19 protein-coding genes are annotated in these 19,880 nt (G+C 71.7%); 5 read left to right on the top strand and 14 right to left on the bottom strand.

The annotated features are described in order from the left end of the window. The 7 genes from AB0M30_RS07205 to AB0M30_RS07175 all read right to left on the bottom strand — a co-directional run bounded on the left by AB0M30_RS07205 (position 1) and on the right by AB0M30_RS07175 (position 8,666). Complete coding sequence (locus tag AB0M30_RS07205) at positions 1-1,428, bottom strand: FAD-dependent oxidoreductase (protein WP_364580994.1); 1,428 nt, start codon at positions 1,426-1,428, stop codon at positions 1-3. Then, on the bottom strand, positions 1,425-3,473 hold the full coding sequence (locus tag AB0M30_RS07200) for a molybdopterin oxidoreductase family protein (RefSeq protein ID WP_364580992.1): 2,049 nt from the start codon (positions 3,471-3,473) through the stop codon (positions 1,425-1,427). The genes AB0M30_RS07205 and AB0M30_RS07200 overlap by 4 nt, the downstream gene beginning before the upstream one ends. 198 nt (positions 3,474-3,671) lie before the next feature. Then, complete coding sequence (locus tag AB0M30_RS07195) at positions 3,672-4,097, bottom strand: hypothetical protein (RefSeq protein ID WP_364580989.1); 426 nt, start codon at positions 4,095-4,097, stop codon at positions 3,672-3,674. 40 nt (positions 4,098-4,137) lie between these two features. Next, positions 4,138-4,935, bottom strand: coding sequence for a TIGR02569 family protein (locus tag AB0M30_RS07190; protein WP_364580986.1), 798 nt, complete (start codon positions 4,933-4,935; stop codon positions 4,138-4,140). Between the two features lie 130 nt (positions 4,936-5,065). Then, entirely contained in the window at positions 5,066-6,241 is a 1,176-nt protein-coding gene (moeZ, locus tag AB0M30_RS07185) for an adenylyltransferase/sulfurtransferase MoeZ (protein WP_093948636.1), read from the bottom strand. Positions 6,242-6,377: 136 nt separating this feature from the next. After that, the gene (locus AB0M30_RS07180) at positions 6,378-7,544 is read right to left on the bottom strand and encodes a DUF3152 domain-containing protein (protein ID WP_364580983.1); all 1,167 of its coding nucleotides are present in this window, start codon (positions 7,542-7,544) and stop codon (positions 6,378-6,380) included. Positions 7,545-7,625: 81 nt separating this feature from the next. After that, positions 7,626-8,666, bottom strand: coding sequence for an alpha/beta hydrolase (locus AB0M30_RS07175; protein WP_364580980.1), 1,041 nt, complete (start codon positions 8,664-8,666; stop codon positions 7,626-7,628). 113 nt (positions 8,667-8,779) lie between these two features. Here AB0M30_RS07175 and AB0M30_RS07170 point away from each other — a divergent pair, with 113 nt between their 5' ends. Next, a complete protein-coding gene (locus tag AB0M30_RS07170; protein WP_103336620.1) occupies positions 8,780-9,406 on the top strand; it encodes a TetR/AcrR family transcriptional regulator in 627 nt (208 codons plus the stop codon). A 94-nt stretch (positions 9,407-9,500) separates the two neighbouring features. On the opposite strand, the gene AB0M30_RS07165 is transcribed toward AB0M30_RS07170, so the two are convergent. Both AB0M30_RS07165 and AB0M30_RS07160 read right to left on the bottom strand, forming a co-directional pair. Next, entirely contained in the window at positions 9,501-10,409 is a 909-nt protein-coding gene (locus AB0M30_RS07165; RefSeq protein WP_364580977.1) for an alpha/beta hydrolase, read from the bottom strand. Next, a complete protein-coding gene (locus AB0M30_RS07160; protein ID WP_199191127.1) occupies positions 10,406-11,314 on the bottom strand; it encodes a diiron oxygenase in 909 nt (302 codons plus the stop codon). The genes AB0M30_RS07165 and AB0M30_RS07160 overlap by 4 nt, the downstream gene beginning before the upstream one ends. Before the next feature lie 55 nt (positions 11,315-11,369). Between AB0M30_RS07160 and AB0M30_RS07155 the strand changes: the two genes are divergently transcribed. Then, on the top strand, positions 11,370-12,140 hold the full coding sequence (locus AB0M30_RS07155) for a TetR/AcrR family transcriptional regulator (RefSeq protein WP_103336623.1): 771 nt from the start codon (positions 11,370-11,372) through the stop codon (positions 12,138-12,140). Continuing rightward, the gene (locus AB0M30_RS07150) at positions 12,137-12,454 is read left to right on the top strand and encodes a DUF4873 domain-containing protein (RefSeq protein ID WP_103336624.1); all 318 of its coding nucleotides are present in this window, start codon (positions 12,137-12,139) and stop codon (positions 12,452-12,454) included. Before AB0M30_RS07155 ends, AB0M30_RS07150 begins: the two co-directional genes overlap by 4 nt. 523 nt (positions 12,455-12,977) lie before the next feature. Here AB0M30_RS07150 and AB0M30_RS07145 read toward each other — a convergent pair. The 3 genes from AB0M30_RS07145 to AB0M30_RS07135 all read right to left on the bottom strand — a co-directional run bounded on the left by AB0M30_RS07145 (position 12,978) and on the right by AB0M30_RS07135 (position 14,552). Next, on the bottom strand, positions 12,978-13,427 hold the full coding sequence (locus AB0M30_RS07145) for a pyridoxamine 5'-phosphate oxidase family protein (protein ID WP_364580973.1): 450 nt from the start codon (positions 13,425-13,427) through the stop codon (positions 12,978-12,980). Positions 13,428-13,548: 121 nt separating this feature from the next. Next, the gene (locus tag AB0M30_RS07140) at positions 13,549-13,779 is read right to left on the bottom strand and encodes a DUF3107 domain-containing protein (RefSeq protein WP_013223016.1); all 231 of its coding nucleotides are present in this window, start codon (positions 13,777-13,779) and stop codon (positions 13,549-13,551) included. Positions 13,780-13,898: 119 nt separating this feature from the next. Further along, complete coding sequence (locus AB0M30_RS07135; RefSeq protein WP_364580970.1) at positions 13,899-14,552, bottom strand: ferritin-like fold-containing protein; 654 nt, start codon at positions 14,550-14,552, stop codon at positions 13,899-13,901. Between the two features lie 230 nt (positions 14,553-14,782). On the opposite strand from AB0M30_RS07135, the gene AB0M30_RS07130 reads away from it, so the two are divergent. Together AB0M30_RS07130 and AB0M30_RS07125 are read left to right on the top strand one after the other, a co-directional pair. Then, a complete protein-coding gene (locus AB0M30_RS07130) occupies positions 14,783-16,588 on the top strand; it encodes a DEAD/DEAH box helicase (protein ID WP_364580968.1) in 1,806 nt (601 codons plus the stop codon). A 26-nt stretch (positions 16,589-16,614) separates the two neighbouring features. Then, positions 16,615-17,928, top strand: coding sequence for a hypothetical protein (locus tag AB0M30_RS07125; protein ID WP_364580965.1), 1,314 nt, complete (start codon positions 16,615-16,617; stop codon positions 17,926-17,928). Positions 17,929-18,247: 319 nt separating this feature from the next. Here the strand turns inward: AB0M30_RS07125 and AB0M30_RS07120 are convergent, their stop codons facing one another. Both AB0M30_RS07120 and AB0M30_RS07115 read right to left on the bottom strand, forming a co-directional pair. Then, on the bottom strand, positions 18,248-19,015 hold the full coding sequence (locus tag AB0M30_RS07120) for a hypothetical protein (protein ID WP_364580963.1): 768 nt from the start codon (positions 19,013-19,015) through the stop codon (positions 18,248-18,250). Between the two features lie 12 nt (positions 19,016-19,027). Beyond that, entirely contained in the window at positions 19,028-19,879 is an 852-nt protein-coding gene (locus AB0M30_RS07115; RefSeq protein ID WP_360173238.1) for a PD-(D/E)XK nuclease family protein, read from the bottom strand. Between the last annotated feature and the right edge of the window lies 1 nt (position 19,880).

Raw genomic sequence — 19,880 nt, 5'->3', positions numbered from 1 at the left:
TCACTGCGCGGCGAGCCAGTTCGCGATGCCGCCGACGGTGTCGGAGCACCCGCCGCATCCCGTGGTGGCTCGCGTGGCCCGCGCCAGTGCGGGAGTGTCGGTGGCCCCGGCCTTCCAGGCCTCGATGAGCCGGCCCTTGGTGACGTTGTTGCAGCGGCAAATCACCGCCGCGGCCGGGAGGTCGGCCGGGCTGGCCGCCGGGGTCGCGCCGGTGGGCAGCGCGCGGCCCAGCAGGACGCCGAGCCGGTCCTCGGGCAGCAGCGTCCCGCGGTCGTGGAACTGGGTGATGGTCGCGGCCGCGTCGGGCAGGCCGAGCAGGATCGCCCCGGTGACACGGTTTTCGCGGACGACGAGCTTGCCGTACCGGCCGCCGGTGGGGTCGTTGAAGGTCAGCACCTCGGCGCCGCCGTCGGACGCTTCGAGCTGGGTTTCGCCCAGCGCGGCCAGGTCGATGCCGCGGGCCTTGAGCCGGGTCACGGCCGTCGTGCCGCGGTAGCGGGCGGCCGCGTTCGTGCCGGTCAGGACGTCGGCCAGCACCGACGCCTGCTCCCACGCGGGCTGGATCAGCCCGGCCGGGGCGCCGGGGTGGCGGGCGCAGTCGCCGAGGGCGTGGATGCGGCCGTCGCTGGTGCGCAGGGTGTCGTCGACGAGGATCCCCATGTCCACGTCGAGGCCGGCTTCGATGGCCAGGCTCGTTTCGGCGCGGACGCCGGCGGCCACCACGACCAAGTCGGCTGGGACGAGGCTGCCGTCGTCGAGCTTGAGCCCGTCGCCGGGCAGGTAGCGGGCGGCGGTGGCGCCGAACTTGAACGTCACGCCCATGTCGGTGAGCTGCCGGGCCAGCACGTGCCCGGCGGCCGGGTCGAGCTGGCGTTCCATGACGTGCCCCAGCGGGTGCACGACGGTCACCTGGTTGCCGCGCCCGGCCAGGCCCCGGGCGGCTTCGAGGCCGAGCAGGCCACCGCCGAGCACGGCGACCGGCGCGCCGAAGCGAGCCGCGTCGAGGATCTTGGCGCAGTCGTCGAGGCTGCGGAAGGCGACCACGCCGGGCCCGGCTTCGAGGCCTTCGACCGGCGGGATCCACGGGTTCGCGCCGGTGGCGAGGACGAGCGCGTCGTAGTCCACGCATGCCCCGTCGTCGAGTTCGACGCAGCGCTTCTCGCGGTCGATGCGGGCGACGTCGACCCCGAGCCGCAGGTCGATGTTGTGCCGCTGCGCCCACTCGTCGTCGTGCAGGCGGACGCTTTCGGCGCTCATCCCGCCCGCGACGACGGCGGACAGCAGCACCCGGTTGTAGGCCGCGTGCTTTTCGGCGCCGAGCACGGTCAGCCGGACCCGCTCGGCGATCGGGTCGCGACGGCGGATCTCGTCGGCCAACCGGGCACCGGCCATGCCGTAGCCGACGATGACGACTTCACGAGGGCTCACGCGGCACCATCCACAGTAGACAGGGAAACGGCACACACCTTGAACTCCGGCATCCGGGAGACCGGGTCGAGCGCCGGGTTGGTGAACAGGTTGGCGCGCTGCTCACCGGGGAAGTGGAACGGCAGGAAGATCAGGTCGGGCTTCAGCGACTGCGTGAACCGGACGCGCGCCACCGTCTCGCCGCGCCGGGAGCGAACCACCGCGCGGTCGCCTTCTTCGAGACCGGCGCGCTTGGCGGTGTCCGGGTGGACCTCGACGAACGCCTCCGGCACGACGTCGTTCAGCTCGCCGATCAGCCGCGTCTGCGCGCCCGACTGGTAGTGCTGCAGCACGCGGCCGGTGGTGGCCTGCAACGGGAACTCCTCGTCGGGCAGCTCGGCCGGGCCGGTGTGCTCGACCGGCACGAACCGCGCGCGGCCGTCCGGGTGGGCGAAGGCGTCGAGGAACATCCGCGGCGTGCCGGGGTGGTCGTTCTCCGGGACCGGCCAGTGCAGCGCCTCCCCCGCGCGCAGCCGGTCGTAGCTGACGCCGGAGTAGTCGGCGATGCCGCCCTTCGACGCGATCCGCAGCTCCTCGAACACCGTCTCGGCGTCGACCGGGAACCGGTTTTCCGGCTGTCCCAGCCGCTGCGCCAGTCCGTGGAGGACGTCCAGGTCGGAGCGGACCCCCGGCGGCGGCGTCAACGCCTTGCGCCGCAGCAGGACGCGGCCTTCGAGGTTGGTGAGCGTGCCGTCCTCTTCGGCCCACTGGGTCACCGGCAGGACGACGTCGGCGAGCGCCGCGGTCTCCGACAGCACGAAGTCGGCGACGACCAGTAAGTCCAGTTCGGACAGTCGCTCTTGGACGCGCTGCGAGCGCGGCGCCGAGACGATCACGTTGCTGCCGAACACCATCAGCGCCTTCGGGCCGTTCTCCTGGCCGAGCGCTTCGAGCAGTTCGGTGGCCGAGCGGCCGGGGCCGGGCAGGCTGTTCGCGTCGACGCCCCACACGCCGGCGACGTACTCGCGCGCGGCCGGGTCGTCGAGCTTGCGGTAGCCGGGCAGCTGGTCGGCCTTCTGGCCGTGCTCGCGGCCGCCCTGGCCGTTGCCCTGCCCGGTGAGGCAGCCGTAACCGGAGCCCGCGCGGCCGGGCAGGCCGAGGCTCAGCGCGAGGTTGATCCAGGCGCCGACGGTCGCGGTTCCGGTGGCGTGCTGCTCGGTGCCGCGGGCGGTGAGGATGTAGGCGTTGCGGGCGGCGGCGAGTTTCTCCGCGGCGAGGCGCATGTCGGCGGCCGAGACGCCGGTGACGCGCTCGGCGCGCTCCGGCCACCAGCTCGCGGCGATCCGCCACATCTCGGCGAACCCGCTCGTCCGGTCGTCCACATAGGACTGATCGAGGTGGCCGCCTTCGACGACGGCGTGCAGGATGCCCAGGGCCAGTGCGAGATCCGTGCCGGGGGCGGGCGCGAGGTGCAGGCTCGCCAGCTCCGCGGTCGGGGTGCGCCGCGGGTCGACGACGATCAGGTCGGTGCCGCGCAGGTGCTGGGTGAACGGCGGCATCGTCTCGGCCGGGTTCGCGCCGGCGAGCAGCACGACGTCGGCGTTCTTCAGATCCGTGACGGGGAACGGCATCCCGCGATCGGCCCCGAAGGCCTTGATCCCGGCCGCGGCGGCCGAGGACATGCAGAACCGGCCGTTGTAGTCGATCTGCGAGGTGCCGAGCGCGACGCGGGCGAACTTGCCCAGCAGGTAAGCCTTTTCGTTGGTCAGCCCGCCGCCGCCGAAGATCGCGACCCCGTCCGGGCCGTGTTCGGCCTGGATCGCTTCGAGCTTCCGGGCGACGTGGTCGAGGGCGAAGTCCCAGCTGACCGGCTCGAGCGCGCCGTTCACGCGCAGCATCGGCGTGGTCAGCCGCTTCGGGCTCGTGAGGAGGCTCCCCGAGGTCCAGCCCTTCTGGCACAGGCCGCCGGCGTTGACCGGGAAGTCCCGCGGCGTCACGCGGGTACCCTCGAGGCTCATCCCGCACTGCAGCGCGCAGTACGGGCAGTGGGTGTCGACCTGCGGCATTCGGGCACCTCCTCGGCGGTTCGGGCTTGCCCTGACGCTAAGGAGGCCTTGTTAACCGGATTCGACCGAATGTTTCAGGCAGTTGACATTGCGGCGGTACACGCGGCGCCCGGCCGGTGAGATCGACGTCCACGGACCGGGAGTCCGGAGGTCAGCGGCACCTTTCCCGACGTGACGCCCGAGGTCTTGCGACGTGGGTCACAGGCGACCCACGCCGTCCTGCTCGAAGAACCGCCGCTCGAACCACCACTGCCCGTCGTTGAGCGGGTCGGGCACCGTCTGCGCCGCGAACCGCCGGTCGATCCGGGACAGCGCGACGCCGATCAGCGCCCGTTCCCGGCGCGGCAGCTTCTCCAGCACCCTGGCGAGCATCCAGCGGGTGCCGACCGGATCGACCAGGGGGTGCGGGGACACCGGCAGGATCAGCCGGAACGGCGGCCGGGTGCCTTCCTCCCAGTCCTGGAGCAGGTCGGCGACGCAACCGGGCGAGTAGCCGGCGGCGACTTCGGCGAAGGCGAGCTGCCGCATGGCGCGGCGGGAGACGTAAGGGATCTTGTCCGGCGGCGGTCCCGCGACATCGAGTCGCCGGGCGCGGCGCAGGCTTCCGGGGCGCCTACGCGGCATGGCCCTTTCGATAAGTGGTCATGCCGCCATCGTCCCAGAATCACAAGATTCCCGACACCTCCCGCGCCGCGGCCCGCAGGCCGTCCAGCGAGGCCTGCGTCGACCTCGGGTTCAGCGCGTTCGACGCCAGCCGGAACAGCACCGCGCGCAACAGCAGCTGCGGCCACTCCGGCAGGTGCGCCCAGCGTTCCAGGAGGTCACGGCCCGCCCCGCCCCAGGCGAGGGCGTCGACCGCGACGATCGCCGCGCCGTACTCGCCCGGGCGGTAGTACGGCACGAAGTCGACGACACCCGGGACGTCGTCGCCGTCGAACAGCAGGCCGGCCAGCAGCTCGCCGTGGGCCACCTGGTGCGGGAGGATGATGCGGCGGCGGGCGCCGGCGAGGACCTCGAACCAGCGGCCGCCCTTGGTTTCGTCCAGAGGGACCTCGAGTTCCTCCCAGGCGATGCGGTCGGCGACCGCGTCGACGTCGGTGCGCGCGTCGAGGAAGTCCGGCCGCGGCAGGCCGGCCGTGGCCCGGTGCAGCTTCACCGCCGCCAGCACCGACGCGTCGCCGCGGTGCTCCGGCGTGCCGGGGATGAACCGCGACGCCGTCCAGCCGCCGACGATCCAGCGGCCGTCGGTGGACCGGACCGGCTTTCCGACCCGCAGCCCCGGCTCGCGGACGTAGTCGAGCGCGTGGGCGGTCCACAGCGTCCTGACCTTGTCGATGGCCGGCTTGAGCACGAGGTCGCCGCAGCGCCACGCCGTCGAATCCGGCAGGCGTTCGCCGCCGTCGGCGGGGCCGCCGAAGGCCGCGCAAACGTGCGCCGGAGGACGTTCGAGGGTTGACCGCACGGCCGTGACGTTACCCGGGCGGGTGTTCCTCGATCGAGAAGACGCGCTGGTCACACACGGTTTTGCCGAGCGCCCGAAATGCCGCGAAGGCCGCCTCCGGAGCCGGAGACGGCCTTCACGGGCACCACTGTCAGTAGGTCGGCAGGCTCGGGTCGATCTGCTTGGCCCAGGCGAGCACACCGCCGCCGAGGTGCGTCGCGTCCTTGAAGCCGGCCGCGTGCAGGGCGGCGAGGGCCTCGGCGGACCGGGCACCCGACTTGCAGTGCAGGACGATCGGCTTGTCCTGCGGCAGCTCGGCCAGCGCCTCGCCCGAGAGGATCCGGTCCTTCGGGATCAGCGTCGCGCCCTTGATGTTGACGATCTCGTACTCGTGCGGCTCGCGGACGTCGATCAGCGCGAAGTTCTCGCCGCTGTCGAACTTGGCCTTGAGCTCGGCCGGGGTGATCGTGCTCCCCGACGCCGCCTGCGCCGCCTCGTCGGAAACGACCCCGCAGAACGCCTCGTAGTCGATCAGCTCGGTGATCTTCGGCGTGTCCGGGTCCTTGCGGATCTTCACCTCGCGGTACTTCATGTCCAGCGCGTCGTAGCTGATCAGGCGGCCGAGCAGCGGCTCGCCGATGCCGGTGAGGAGCTTGATCGCCTCGGTCACCATGATCGAGCCGATGGACGCGCACAGCACGCCCAGCACGCCACCCTCGGCGCAGGACGGGACCATGCCCGGGGGCGGCGGCTCCGGGTAGAGGTCGCGGTAGTTGAGGCCCTTGCCGTTCGGCGCGTCCTCCCAGAACACGCTGACCTGGCCTTCGAACCGGAAGATCGAGCCCCAGACGTACGGCTTGCCGAGCAGCACCGCGGCGTCGTTGACCAGGTAGCGCGTGGCGAAGTTGTCGGTGCCGTCGACGATCAGGTCGTACTGCTCGAAGATCTCCAGCGCGTTCGACGAGTCCAGCCGGTCGGTGTGCAGGTGCACCTTGACCAGCGGGTTGATCTCCGCGATCGACTCCTGTGCGGACGCGGCCTTGAGCTTGCCGACGTCGGACTGGCCGTGGATGACCTGGCGCTGCAGGTTCGACTCGTCCACGACGTCGAAGTCGACGATGCCGAGCGTGCCGACCCCGGCGGCGGCCAGGTACAGCAGCGCGGGGCTGCCGAGGCCGCCGGCCCCGATCACCAGGACCTTGGCGTTCTTCAGCCGCTTCTGCCCGTTCACCCCGACGTCCGGGATGATCAGGTGACGGCTGTACCGGGCCACCTCTTCCTTGGTGAGCTCGGCAGCCGGCTCGACGAGCGGCGGCAGTGCTGACATGGGTCCTCCATCTCGCGCGGATCGCGTCCATCCCACTATGCACAACGCGCTCAGGCAAATAAGCCTTCCCACGTCCGGATGGTGGGACGTGCTGTTCGGGGGGTCCGGGTGGCGAAGCCCCGGATGGCACAGCGCCCTACTGCGGGGTGGGGTTGGGCCAGGAGTTGGTCTTGCAGATGTTGCCGTCCTTGGCGACCTTGCCCTTGTCGCCGCCGGGGATGTCGTTGAGCATCGCGACGTAGTCGTCGTTGACGCCGAAGGACTGCTGCATCATCACCGGCGCCGGCTGGTCGGTGCCGGGGCAGCCGACGTGCTGGTTGCCCAGGGCGTGCCCGACCTCGTGGTTGATGGCGTACTGCCGGTACCCGGTCATGTCGGGGCCGTAGGCCTTGGCGCCCCGCACCCAGCGGGCCAGGTTGATCAGCACGCGGCCCAGGCTCTTGCGGTAGCAGGAGGCCTCGAACTTGATCTGGAAGCCGCAGGCGTCCGGCCGGTGGGTGGTCTCCGGCGTGGTCAGGCTCACCCGGAAGGAGGGGTTCGGGAAGTTGGCGTCCACCCGCTGGAACGCGATCTTGCCGTCCCAGGTCCAGCCCTGGGTCGAGTTCGACAGCGTGCCCTCGACGGTCGAAGCGAAGGCGTCGTCACCGGCGTAGCTCGCCGGGTCGACGCCGTCTTCGACCTCGATGGTGTAGGTGTACAGCTTCCCGTTGCCGATCTTCGGGCCGCTGCCCGGCACGACGTGCCACTTGCCGGCGCCGGCCTGGGTGAAGGGGATGCCGTTCGGCAGGTCCGCGGTCGGCACCTTGAGGTCGACGGGGGTGGCCGGGTTCTCCGGGATGGGCTGCTCGCCGTTGCCGTCGATGGCACCGCCGCCGGAGGTGTCGCCACCCGCGGGGTCGATGCCGGACCCGGCACCCGTGCTCTGCTCGGCGATCGGCTGGGCCGGGCTGTTGGCGGTGTTGACCACGACGAGCACGGTCAGCACGACCAGGATCGGCAGCGCGTAGACGCGCCAGCCGTAGGTCTTCGTGAGCTGGGCGATGCCCGGCTTCGGCGGTGCCTCGGCCGGCTTCTCGCGCGGGGTTTCGACGTGCGGCTTCCAGGAGGCGCTCAGCGGCTCGGCACTGGTCCGCCGGCCACCGGGGCGGTAGCGGTCCTCTTCGACGCGCTGGGCCGGCGCCTTCGACGAGGGGCGGTACTGCCCGGTGCGGGGGTGGTCCTCGGCGTCCGGCGTCCGGCGGGCCGAGGCGCGGTGGGGCGTCCGCCGATCTTCGCCTCGCGCGTCGTGCTTCACCCGGTCCACCGCACCAGGGTGCCACAGCGGCGGGGCACCGCTCTCGCCGACTGGCGGATCATCGAGTGAACTCGCCACCGCCCGATCGGGCTACCAGGTGCCCGCTTCGACGTGCTCCCACATGCCCAGCACGGCCTTCGCGACGACGACCGGACGCTCCATCTGAGCCACGTGCCCGGTGCGCGGCAGCACGAGCAGCCGGGCTCGCGGGATCGCCCGCGCGGTCCGCACGGCGCGTTTGACGGAGATGACGCGGTCCTCCCTGCCCCAGACGACCAGGGTCGGCGCCTTGACCCGCGGCGCGACCGACCACAGCGACGCCTTCCCGAGCGTCGACCAGGCCCGGAAGATGGCGAACGTGCTGCGCGCCATCGCGGGCGCGGCCCAGGCGAACCCGGCGCGGGCGCCGTGCTCCTCGGTCAGCTCGTCGAGCCGGCTCTCCGGGAACCGCGACGGATCGGCGAAGCACAGCTTGATGACCTGCGCGGCGCGTTCCCGCGGCCCGAGCGCGGCCAGCTGGGCCCGCACGCGCGCGCCGACCAGCGGCAGGTAGGCGAGCGCCATCCGCGGGTCCGACAGCCGCCGCGGGTCGAGGCGCAGGTCCGGCACGGCCGGCGAAATGAGCGTCAGCGTCTTCACCAGCTCCGGCTTCTGGGCGGCGACGAGCAGGGCGATCGCGCCGCCCATCGAGTTGCCGAACAGGTGCACCGGGCCGCCGACGGCTGTGACATCCGGGGCTTCGCCCCGGGCCGGGGGCTCCGCCACCCGGACCCCCGAAAAACCGGTTTCGATGTGCTTCACAACGACGTCAGCGTGCGCCTGGAGCGTGAAGTCGAAGCCCTCTTCGGGCTCGGAGTAGCCGAATCCGGGCAGGTCGGGTGCCGTGCCGCCGGCGACCGGCGCGAGCAGCGCGGCCAGGTCGGTCCAGTTCGTCGACGAGCCGCCGAGGCCGTGGACGTAGACGGCGGGCACGCCGTCGGGGCCGGGCGTGCGGCGGACGTGCAGCCGGGCGGTGCCGACCTCTTCGAACGCCGTCGGCCACGGCGGCGGGACCGGGTCGAGCGACGGCAGGGCCCGGTTCGACAGCGGCACGTGGGTCAGTGGCGGCCGGGCTCGCACGGGGGTGTTCACGGATCCAGAATGCCCGACCCTTGGCGCGGCACACGTACCGGCGAGTAATCTTCAGGGCGACTTCACGCGGTGGCGACCCCGCCCGTCGAAGAAGCGATGACGGGAGGATGAGCATGACGGAGATGACGCGCCTGCAGCAACGTGGGGTGCGGCTGCCCCGGACCGAGCGCCGGGCTCAGCTCCTCGCCGCGGCGCAGCGGGTCTTCGCCGAGAACGGCTACCACGCCGCCGCGATGGACGAGATCGCCGAGGTCGCGGGCGTCTCGAAGCCGGTGCTGTACCAGCACTTCCCCGGCAAGCTGGACCTGTACATCGCGCTGCTGGAGAGCCACGTCGACGAGCTGGTCAAGCGCGTCCAGAACGCCCTGGACTCGACGACGGAGAACAAGCAGCGCGTCCCGGCGACGGTCGGCGCGTTCTTCGACTTCGTCAGCAACGACGCGGGCGCGTTCCGGATGGTGTTCGAGTCCGACCTGCGTGGCGAGCCGGCGGTCCAGGAAGCGGTCGACCGGGCGACGACGGCGAGCGTGGACGCGATCACGGAGACGATCACCGCGGACGCCGGCCTCGACGAGGACAAGGCGCGGCTGCTGGCGGTCGGGCTGGTCGGGATGAGCCAGGTCAGCGCGCGGTTCTGGCTGGCCCACCACCAGTCGATGAGCCGCGAGGAAGCGGTTGCCCTGACGGCCAACCTGGCCTGGCGCGGCATCGGCGGCGGCTTCCCCCTCAAGGACGGCTGACCCCAACCGCCCCAATGTGGCCTTCGGTGCGTTGAACGCACCGAAGGCCACATTGGGTGCGTTCAACGCAACCAAGGCCACATTGGGGCGCTGGTCAGCGGGCGGCGATCCGGACCAAGGCCGAGATGCGGCGGGCCACCTCGTAGGGACGTTCCTGCGGCAGCATGTGCCCGGCGCCCGGGAACCGGACGAACTCCGCGTGCGGCAGCTCGTCCGCGATCACCTTCGCGTGCGGCAGCGGGCACAGCCGGTCCTTCTCCCCCGCCAGCACCACCGACGGCACGTCGCACAACGCGCCCAGCCCGCCGACGCCGCGGTGGGCCGCGATCGCGTCCAGGAACATCCCCGCGCTCGCCGGGTGCGCGCACAGCAGCTGCTCGACGACGCTGTCCACCTGCGCGCGCCCCGGCCGGTCGCCGAACACCAGCCGCCGGGCACCCGAGCGGACCAGGCCCGGCCGCAGCCGCAGCGTGTCCGACCGCAACCGGGCCAGCAGCCGGGCGACCCTCGGCTCGAACCGCGTCACGCTCCGGCCGACCAGCCCCGGGAACCCCAGCGTCAGCTGGTCCATGTCCCCCGACGACGTCGCGACGAACGCCGCGCCCGCCAGCCGGTCGGCGACCAGTTCCGGGTGCCGCTCGGCGAGCACCATCAGCGTCATGCCGCCCATCGAATGCCCGGCCAGCACCAGCGGCCCCGCCGGGACGCGCTCGGCGATCAGCTCGGCGAGGTCGTCGGCGAGCCGGGCGATCGTGGCGCCGCCGCGCCGGGCCGGCGCCGAGCCGCCGTGACCACGCAGGTCGTAACGCAGCACGCGCAGGCCGGGGTCGAGGTGCGGGAGCACGAAGTCCCACGTCCGGTGGTCCTGCGTCCAGCCGTGGACGAGCATCAGCGTCACCGCGGAATCGGCCGGCCCGGACTGCTCGACGTGCAGCGCGGCGCCGTCGCTGGCGACGAACCGGTGCTCGACCGACGGGTTCCGCAGCCGCGACGCGGTCGTCATCGGCCCGCCGGGAGCAGGAACGACTTGCGCCAGAAGTACTTCCCGGGCAGCCCGACCAGGCCGGACTCCTCCAGGAACGGCATGATCTTCTCCCCCGCCCACGCGATCGTCCCCTGCCAGTGCGGGTTGTTCAGCGCCGCTTCGACGCCGTCGCGCGGCCGGATGCCGACCGCCTTGTAGACGTCCGGGTTGATGAACGCCCGCGTCACGAAGTACGAGATGACCGCGATGATGAACTGCTGGTAGCCGATCTCGGCCTTCGACAGCTTCGCCATGCCGCGCGTGACCTCTTCGCGGGCGAAGGTGACGTGCCGGGCCTCTTCCAGGACGTGGATCCGGTTGACCATCCGGACCAGCGGCTGGACGCCTTCGTCGTTCATCTGCTCGCGCTGCAGCCGGTCCAGCACTTCCTCCGCGACGAGGATCGCGCCGTAGCGCGCCGGGCCGTAGGAGATCGTCGGCATGAGCTTCGCGAGGCGCCGCAGCCACGGCACCGGGCCGTAGGCGGGGCAGCCGATCCGCGACGCCATCCGCGCGAACATCGTCGAGTGCCGGCATTCGTCGGCGATTTCGGTGAGCGCGAACTGGGCGTGCGCGGACGTCGGGTCCTGCTCGTAGACCTCCTTGAGCAGCATCTGCATCAGGAGGATCTCGAACCACAGGCCGGTGGTGGCGACGCTCGCGACCTCGTGCTTGCCCAGCTCGATGCGCTGCTCGGGGGTCAGTTTTTCCCAGAGTTCGGTCCCGTAGAGCGAGGACCGCTCGTCGAGGATGAACCGCTTGCCCTCGACCAGCGGCGCGGCCCAGTCGATGTCGACGTCGGGGTCGTAGAACTTGTTGGCCGACGACTTCAGCAGGCGGTCCGCGGTCTTCTCGCGATCCGGTTCCTTCAGCGTCCGCGTCATCGCCGACACCCCTTCCGGGACATGTAACTTGAGGTAACAGTTACCTGTGCGTAGCATGACCCTCGTGATCGAACGTGTCAAGCGCTCCGGCAAGCCGTCCAGCAGGTCCTCCCGCGGCGAGGAGGCGACCGGCGACGCCCGGCGCGACCGCTGGCGCAAACACCGGATCGCCCGGCGCAAGGAGTTCGTCGAGGCGGCCCTGCGGGCGCTCGACACGCACGGCCCGGACCTCGGCATGGAGGACGTCGCCGCGGAAGCCGGCGTCACCAAGCCGGTGCTGTACCGGCACTTCGACGACAAGGCCGACCTGTACGTGGCCCTCGGCCAGCGCGGCACGGAAATCCTCTTCGAGCGGCTGATCCCGGCGATCAACGCCGAACTGGCCCCGGTCCCGCGGATCCGGATGGCGCTCGACGCGTTCTTCACCGTGATCGAGGAGCACCCGAACCTCTACCGGCTGCTGGCGCACGGACGGCCGGAGAAGCCGGTCTCGTCGGACGTCGTGGCCGAGGACAAGGAACTGATCGCGACGGCGCTGACCGCGCTGCTCGGCGACTACATGCGGATGTTCAACATGGACTCCGGCGCGGCCGAGCCGTGGGCGCACGGCATCGTCGGCATGGTCCAGAACACCGGCGAGTGGTGGCTGGACCGCCGTTCGATGAGCCGCGACGCGGTCGTCGAGTACCTGACCCAGATCATCTGGGCGGCCATCGACGGGCTGACCCGCCAGAACGGCGTGGTCATCGACCCGAACCTGCCCCTGGAAGCCAACAAGGTGGTCCAGCTGGGCCGCGCCCCGGAGTCGTTGGAGGAAACATCATGAGCGAGCACGACGAAGACGGTTACCGCGGTCCGGCCACCCTGGTGGTCGACGGCGTTTCGCTGCCGGTGACGGTCGAGCTGCGCGGCTACTTCCAGCCGATCGACGGCTATTACCGCTGGTACGGCCGGGTAGCGGTGAACGAGGAGCTGACCCGGTTGGCGGGCGGCAAGAAGAAGGCCGTGTCCCTCCAGACGGGCTCCCATTCGGCCGCGGGTGAGCTTTCCGATCCGGACCCGTGGGGCCGGTACCGGATCATGGGCACGAGCACGCCGCCGTTCCACGTCCCGACGACGCTGGAGGAACTGAACGCGTAGTGGTCCCCGCGCGGGACCGCTACGCGCGGCTGGTTCAGGGCAGGCGGGTCCCGGCAGCTCCACGCCGTACGCGATGTCCGTGGTTTCAGCCCGAGCCTCGGGTCCGGTTACCGCAGCTCGCAATAGGCGAAGGCCGCCGGACGCCCCAGCTCCGCAAGTCGGACCGGGGCCGAGTTTTCCCGAGCACCCGGGCCTGCTTGGCGAGCGACGCGACCGCGTCGGAAGCCGTCCCGGCCAAGCCGCACCGACCGCACAGCGGCCGAACCGGGTGACTCAAGGCAGGCGCGGGCCAGGCAGCTCCACGCCCGGCAGCACCCCGTTCGCGATGTCCGTGGTTTCAGCCCAAGCCTCGGGTCCGGTTACCGCAGCTCGCAATAGGTGAAGGCCGCCGGACGCCCAGCTCCGCAAGTCGGACCGGGGCGAGTTTTCCCGAGCACCCGGTCCGACTTGGCGAGCGACGCGACCGCGTCGGAAGCCGTCCCGGCCAAGCCGCACCGACCGCACAGCGGCCGAACCGGGTGACTCAGGGCAGGCGCGGGCCCGGCAGCTCCACACCCGGCAGCACGCCGTTCGCGATGTCCGTGGCCCGCCACTTCGGCACGTTCAGCCGGACCGCCGTGACCGGTGCCCCCAGGAACGCCGCGGCCTCCGGGACCTTGGCGACGAGCAGCTCGCGCACCCGCGCGTCCTCATCACCGCCGACGAGCTCGGCGAACGCCTGGGCCTGCAGGAACGGCTGCATCGGCGAGCCGGTCGAGACGACGACCGAGACCACCGGGTTCTCCCGGATCGCGGCCAGCGTCCGGCCGCGGTCCTCGAGCACCAGGTCCAGGGTGAACTCGCCGCGTTCGGCGAAGTACATCCCGCCGACCCACGGCCCGGTGTTGCCCGCGGTGGCGAGGAACAGCGACTTGTGCGCGGCGAGGGTGTTCCGCACGAGATCCGCGACGGCGGTCGGTTCGAGAGTGGTCACCGGCCGAAGCTAGGCGGCGGAAAAGCGACACTCCAAGCAGAACACCACAATCCGGTGAAACCTCCGGGCACGCGAAAGCCACCCCGGGAACGTCCCGAGGTGGCTCTTGCGGGCTGGTGGGTCAGTCGCCGACGCCGAAGCCGACCTTGCGGACGTCGGAGGGGGCGATCTCGACGTACGCGATGCGGTCGGAGGGGACGATGTACTTGCGCCCCTTCTCGTCGTTGATGCGGAAGAGCCCGTCACCGGCCGTCAGGGCCTCGGCGACCAGCTTCTCCACCTCTTCGGGAGACTGGCCACTGGACACCACCAGCTCGCGCGGCGTGTCCTTGATGCCGATCTTGACCTCCACGTGGGACCTCCGCTGGAAATTCGTAAGGGATGTGCCGGCCAAGGCTAACCGAACCGGCTCGTTCCGGTGGCGCATGTGCGCGCCCGACCGCGTTGTCACTTCCGGGTACTCCATCGGGTTCAGCCCAGGCCGAGCGCCTGCATGCGCTTCGTGTGCCCTTGTTGCAACCGCCGGAACAGCGCGGCGATTCCGGAGAGGTCGCCCGAGCCGCCGATGATGAGCTCGGCCAGCCCGTCGCGCTCGGCGACGACGTACTGGGCCTGGGTCAGCGCCTCGCCGAGCAGGCGGCGGCCCCACAGGGCGAGCTTGCCGCGGGTCTTGGGGTCGGCCTCGATGCCGGCCGCGACCTCGCGTTCGGCGAAGGCCGAGTGGCCGGTGTCGGCCAGCACGGTCAGCACCAGGTCCTTGGTCTCCGGGTCGAGCCAGCTGGCGATCTCCCGGTAGAGGTCGGCGGCCAGTCCGTCCCCGACGTAGGCCTTGACCAGCGACTCCAGCCACGACTTCGGGGGCGTCGACGCGTGCCAGGCGTCGACCTGGGCGACGAACGGCGCCATCGCGTCCTCGATCTTGACGTCCTGGGCGGCCAGGTGCTGGGCGAGCAGCCCGTAGTGACCGATCTCGGCGGCCGCCATGGTCGCCAGCGCGGCCCGGCCGGCCAGCGTGGGGGCGCTGCGCGCGTCTTCCGCCAGCCGGTCGAACGCGGACAGTTCGAGGTAGGCGATCACACCCAGAAGGTCTACTACGCCTTCGGAGATCTCTTGGGGCTCGGTCACGGGGGCAGGGTATCGCCGAAGCACCCGGGCGTGTCGGGACGAGACCGATCACACTGGTTCCGGCGCGCCGGGTACTGTCGAAAAACTGCTGACCAGGTACACTGGCGTGCGATAACAAGCTTCCGTACGCCATACCGGCGACGGGAACAGGCAGGTCACGCGGCTTGCCGACGTACTGCAATGTGCGTGCACGCCTCTTCCGGCATTCCCGGGACGGACCGGTTCCGCGCTTGAAGATCAGCGCCAGGGACCAGGGTTTACTCCCGGTCGAGTGTCGAGCGGACCCACGGCTGTGCGCGCTGGTCACGAGAGAGGCGATCACCCTGACCGCAGAAATTCCCACAACCGAACAGACCCCCGCCGTCGCGCTGGAGCACAGCGAGACCGGCCCGGCCGCGCTCGACATCTCGCACCCGCTGCAGGCGGGCGTCGAGGTCGAGCCCGAAGCCCCGACCTTCGCGTCCTTCGGCGTCAAGCCGGAGATCGTCAAGGCCCTCGGCGAGGCCGGCATCGAGCGCACCTTCGCGATCCAGGAACTCACCCTGCCGCTGGCGATGGCCGGCGACGACCTCATCGGCCAGGCCCGCACCGGCATGGGCAAGACGCTGGGCTTCGGCGTCCCGCTGCTGCACCGCGTGCAGGTCCCCGGCGACGGCACCCCGCAGGTGCTGGTCGTGGTGCCGACCCGCGAGCTGTGCATCCAGGTCGCCAACGACCTCAAGGGCGCCGGCAAGCACCTGGGCATCCGCACCCTGGCCATCTACGGCGGCCGGCCCTACGAGCCGCAGATCGAGGCCCTCCGCAAGGGCATCGACGTCGTGATCGGCACCCCGGGCCGCCTGCTCGACCTGGCCGAGCAGCAGCACCTGGTGCTCGGCAAGGTCCGCGGCCTGGTCCTGGACGAGGCCGACGAGATGCTCGACCTGGGCTTCCTGCCCGACATCGAGCGCATCCTCCGGATGGTGCCGGACGAGCGGCAGACCATGCTGTTCTCGGCCACCATGCCCGGCCCGATCATCACGCTGGCCCGCACGTTCCTGCGCCAGCCGACGCACATCCGCGCCGAAGAGAACGACGCGAGCGCGATCCACGAGCGCACCACCCAGTTCGTCTACCGGGCGCACTCGATGGACAAGCCCGAGGTCATCGCCCGCGTCCTGCAGGCCGAGGACCGCGGCCTGACGATGATCTTCAGCCGCACCAAGCGCACCGCGCAGAAGGTGGCCGACGACCTGGTCGAACGCGGCTTCGCGGCCGCCGCCGTGCACGGTGACCTGGGCCAGGGCGCCCGCGAGCAGGCCTTGCGCGCGTTCCGCTCCGGTAAGGTCGACGTCCTGGTCGCGACCGACGTCGCGGCCCGCGGCATCGACATCGACGACGTCACCCACGTCATCAACTACCAGTGCCCGGACGACGAGAAGACCTACGTCCACCGCATCGGCCGCACCGGCCGCGCGGGCCGGACCGGCGTCGCCGTCACCCTCGTCGACTGGGACGAGATGCCGCGCTGGAAGCTGATCTCGGACACCCTCGGCCTCGACAAGCCGGAGCCGGTGGAGACGTACTCGTCGTCGCCGCACCTGTTCGAGGACCTGGGCATCCCCGAGGGCACGAAGGGCCGGCTGCCGCTGGCCAACCGCACCCGCGCGGGCCTGGCCGCCGAGGAGGAAGAGGACCTGGGCGGCAAGAAGCGCGGCCGAGGCCGTGGCCGGACCGGCGAGGCCGCCGCCGCGCCGGAAGAGGACGCGCCGCGCAAGCGCTCCCGGACCCCGCGCAAGCGGACCCGCGGTGGCTCGCGGGCGGCCGAAGCGGTCGAGGCCGCGGACAACGCCGCCGCGTCCGCTTCACCGGACGCCGAGGCACCCGCGTCGGAGGGCCGCACCCGGGGCCGCCGCCGCACCCGCAGCGGCAACGCCCCGGAGGCGACCGGCCCGGCCGTCGAAAAGGAGGCCGGCGAGAACGCCGAGCGTCCGGCTCGCCGCCGCCGGCGTCGCCGTCCGGCCGCGACTTCTGATACACCTGCTTCGGCAGACTGAGGCTTCTCCATCGGGGGTTCGGGTACGTGAGCGACGTCGAGAAGGCGACTGAAGAGACGCCTGCCTACGGGTCCGAGGACGTACTCGAAGACGCTCCCGAGAGCACTCCGCCCGCCCCGCGGGTCAAGGCGCGTCGTTCGCCTTGGAACCGCGGGCGGGACAGGGTGATCGCCGCCCTGATCGCGGTGGCCGTGGTCGCCGTCGCGCTGGTCATCGGCACGACGAGCGACAGCGCGGCCACCGACCGGACCGAGGCGGCGCCACCTCCGGCGTTGCCCGCGGCCCCGGACAAGGTCCCCGGGTCGCTGGCGGAGATCTGGAGCGCCCCCAGCGGCGCGACCCCGATCCCGGTCGTGGCCGGCGAATCGGTGGCCACGGCGGACGGCGGCGACGTCGCCACCCGCGACCCGCTGACCGGGCAGATCCGCTGGCACTACGCGCGTGACCTGCCGTTGTGCACGCTGGACCAGGTGTGGGGGCGGCTGAACGCCGTCTACCACAAGAGCCGCAACTGCAGCGAGGTCACGCAGCTGGACCCGGCCACGGGCCGGATCACGGCGCAGCGCAACGGCAACGCGGAGCTGGGCACCCAGCTGATCGACGACGGCTCCCACGTGACCGCCACGGGCAAGACGCTCCTCACGACGTGGCGCGACGACCTGGTCCAGAGCGCCGAGTACGGCCAGGTCCCGGCGCTGGTCAACGCGGGCAAGCAGCCCCGCACGGGCTGCACGTACGGCACGGTCGCGGCGGCGTCGGGCAAGATCGGCGTGATCGAGCGCTGCCCGGGCGACCCGAACGACCGTCTCACGGTGTACAAGGCGGCCCCGGAGAAGGACGACGAGCCACAGGTCAGCTTCAGTTCGGTGCTGGCGGGCAAGCGAGCCCGCGTGATCGCGATGTCGGGCGACCTGACGGCGGTGGTCCTCCCGGACCAGAAGCTCCTGGTGACGTTCAACGGCGACGGCACCCAGCGCGCGGCGTACCCGCTGGACCTCCCGGCGGCCGACCTGGCTGCCGACCCGCCCTCCGGAGTCGAGGCAACGACCCAGACGGCGGCGAACATGTACTGGTTCAGCGGGTCGAAGGTGGTGGCCCTGTCCCGCGACGACCTTTCGCCGCGCTGGACGCTGAGCAGTGCAGTGGGCCCGGGAGTCACGTACGCCCAGCAGCTGGTGGTCCCCATCAAGGGCGGCTTGGCGGTGCTGAACGAGAACGACGGGTCCACGATCCGCACGGTGGGCGTCGAGCGCCGCGGCTATACGGGAGCGGTCCGGCTGGCCGCGGCCGGCCCGGTCCTGCTCGAGCAGCGCGGCGCCACCCTCACCGCCCTGAAGTAGCCCGCTCCGCGTGTTGACTCCCCAATCACGCGAGATGACTCTCCAATCACGCGTGATGGCCGCCTGATCACGCGAGTCGGCCTGCGATCTCGCGAGTTCCGAGCTCAGTCACGCGAGTTCTGGTCCCGAGCACGCGCTGCGAGATGAGATCGCCGAGAGCGGGGGCATCTCGCGTGTCTCAGCAGGCATCTCACGGGACTGGGCAGGCTTCTCACGTGATTGAGCGGGCTTCTCGCGTGATTGGGCGGCCATCACCCGTGATTGAGCAGGCATCTTGCGTGCGGGGAGGCGGGACTCGCGTGATGGGGGCGGGTGCGGGTCAGGTGAGCCAGAAGAGGGTCAGGGCGGAGACCGTGAACAGGACCACCGCCACGCCTGCTCCTGCTGCGGGTGGGCCGGTGCGTCGGTCGGCGACTCGCTGAGCCAGCAGGGCCAGTACCGCCGCGACCGGGTGGCCGACCAGCAGGGTTGGGCCGGGGCCGGGAGCTCCCGTGAACAGGCAGATGCCTGCCACCGCGAGCACGCCGATCGCGAGGACGGTGAGACCGGCCGCCAGGGAGCCGGTGAACCCGCGCCACCAGCGGCCGCGGTCTTTCGCGGGCTCGGTCGGCGCGCTCGCCTCGACCTCCGGGGCCGTAACCTCCGGGCCGGTAGCCTCCGGCTCGATCCGCTCAGGGGCGACCCGCTCCTGCTCGACGGTCGGCTCGCCGGCCGCACCGGGTGCCTCGGATCGGGCGCCCGCAGGCTCGCGAAGTGCCTCAGGTCGAGCGGCCGCACCCTCGCGAGATTCCTCGGGTCGGGCGGCCGCAGCCTGGTGAAGCGGCTCAGGTTGAGCGGCCGCAACCTCGCGAAGTTCCCCGGGTCGGGCGCGCTCAGCCTCGCGCGGCGCCGCCTCGGTCAGCTCCGCACCCGCCTCGGTCCCCTCCGGCCGCACCGCTCCGGCCTCGCGCGGCGCCGCCTCGGTCCGTTCCGGACCGGCCTCGCCCCGCGGCGTCGGCGCGGCTCTGCGGGCCGGCACCTGGCCGGCTTCGGGCTGTCCCGCGGGCAACGGCACTGTCGCCAGTTCGTCGGTGTCCGGTGAAGCCACGTTCCCTCCCGTTCAGGGCGCGAGCAGGTCCCACGGCTGCGCCTGCGGGGCCGCTTCCTGGCCCGCCGCGCAGCTCGGCCTGAAGTCGCACCAGGCGCAGCGGCGGTCCGGGCGGGGTGGGAACAACACGTCCCCGTCGCCGCCCGCGTCCAGGGTATCCGTGGCCAGGCGCAGGTCTCCGGCGGTCTCTTCCGCGCGCTGCAGATGCCGCTGCAAACTCTCCGGGGTGTGCTCCGCCGCCGCGATCGTGCCCGTCGGCAGGTGGTGCAGCTCCACCGCCGTGCACGGCATCCGCAACGTCCGGGCCGCCGCCACCGCGTACAGCGCAAGCGCTTGCGACGCGCGGGCCTCGTACTCGTCCGGCGGCCGGCGGCCTGTCTTGTAATCCACGATCACCAGCGAGCCGTCACGCGCGTCGATCCGGTCCGTGCGGCCCTCGATGATCATCGACGGCCGCTCCCCCGGCGTCCCGCTGACCGGCGCCGACACCCACCGCTCCAGCCCCACCGGGTCGTGCGAGACGTCGTTGTCCTCGACGTACTCCGCCACCCACCCCTTCGCCCTTGCCCGGTAGCGCGCCGCCTGCTCTTCGGTCTCGAAGCCCGCGTCCTTCCAGAACTCGGCCACCAGCGCCACCGCGCGCTGCGGCACCCGCTTGAGCACGGGCAGGTCGAACAGCGCCCGCAGCGCGTTGTGCACCACCGCACCCAGCGTGCTGTGCGCCCACGGCCCGGTGCGCTGCGGGGTCGGCCGTTCGAGGTACGCGAGGCGATACCGGCGCGGGCAGTCGTCGAAGGTCGCCAGCCGCGCCGGCGAAACCTTCGTGAGCCGCACCGGTTGCGCGACGCCGAAGTCGAAGCCCATC

The organism is Amycolatopsis sp. NPDC051716 (assembly GCF_040681595.1).
In the GTDB taxonomy this organism is placed as follows: domain Bacteria; phylum Actinomycetota; class Actinomycetes; order Mycobacteriales; family Pseudonocardiaceae; genus Amycolatopsis.
Note: the sequence above shows the minus strand (reverse complement) of the source record. Positions and strands in the feature narration are given on the sequence as shown.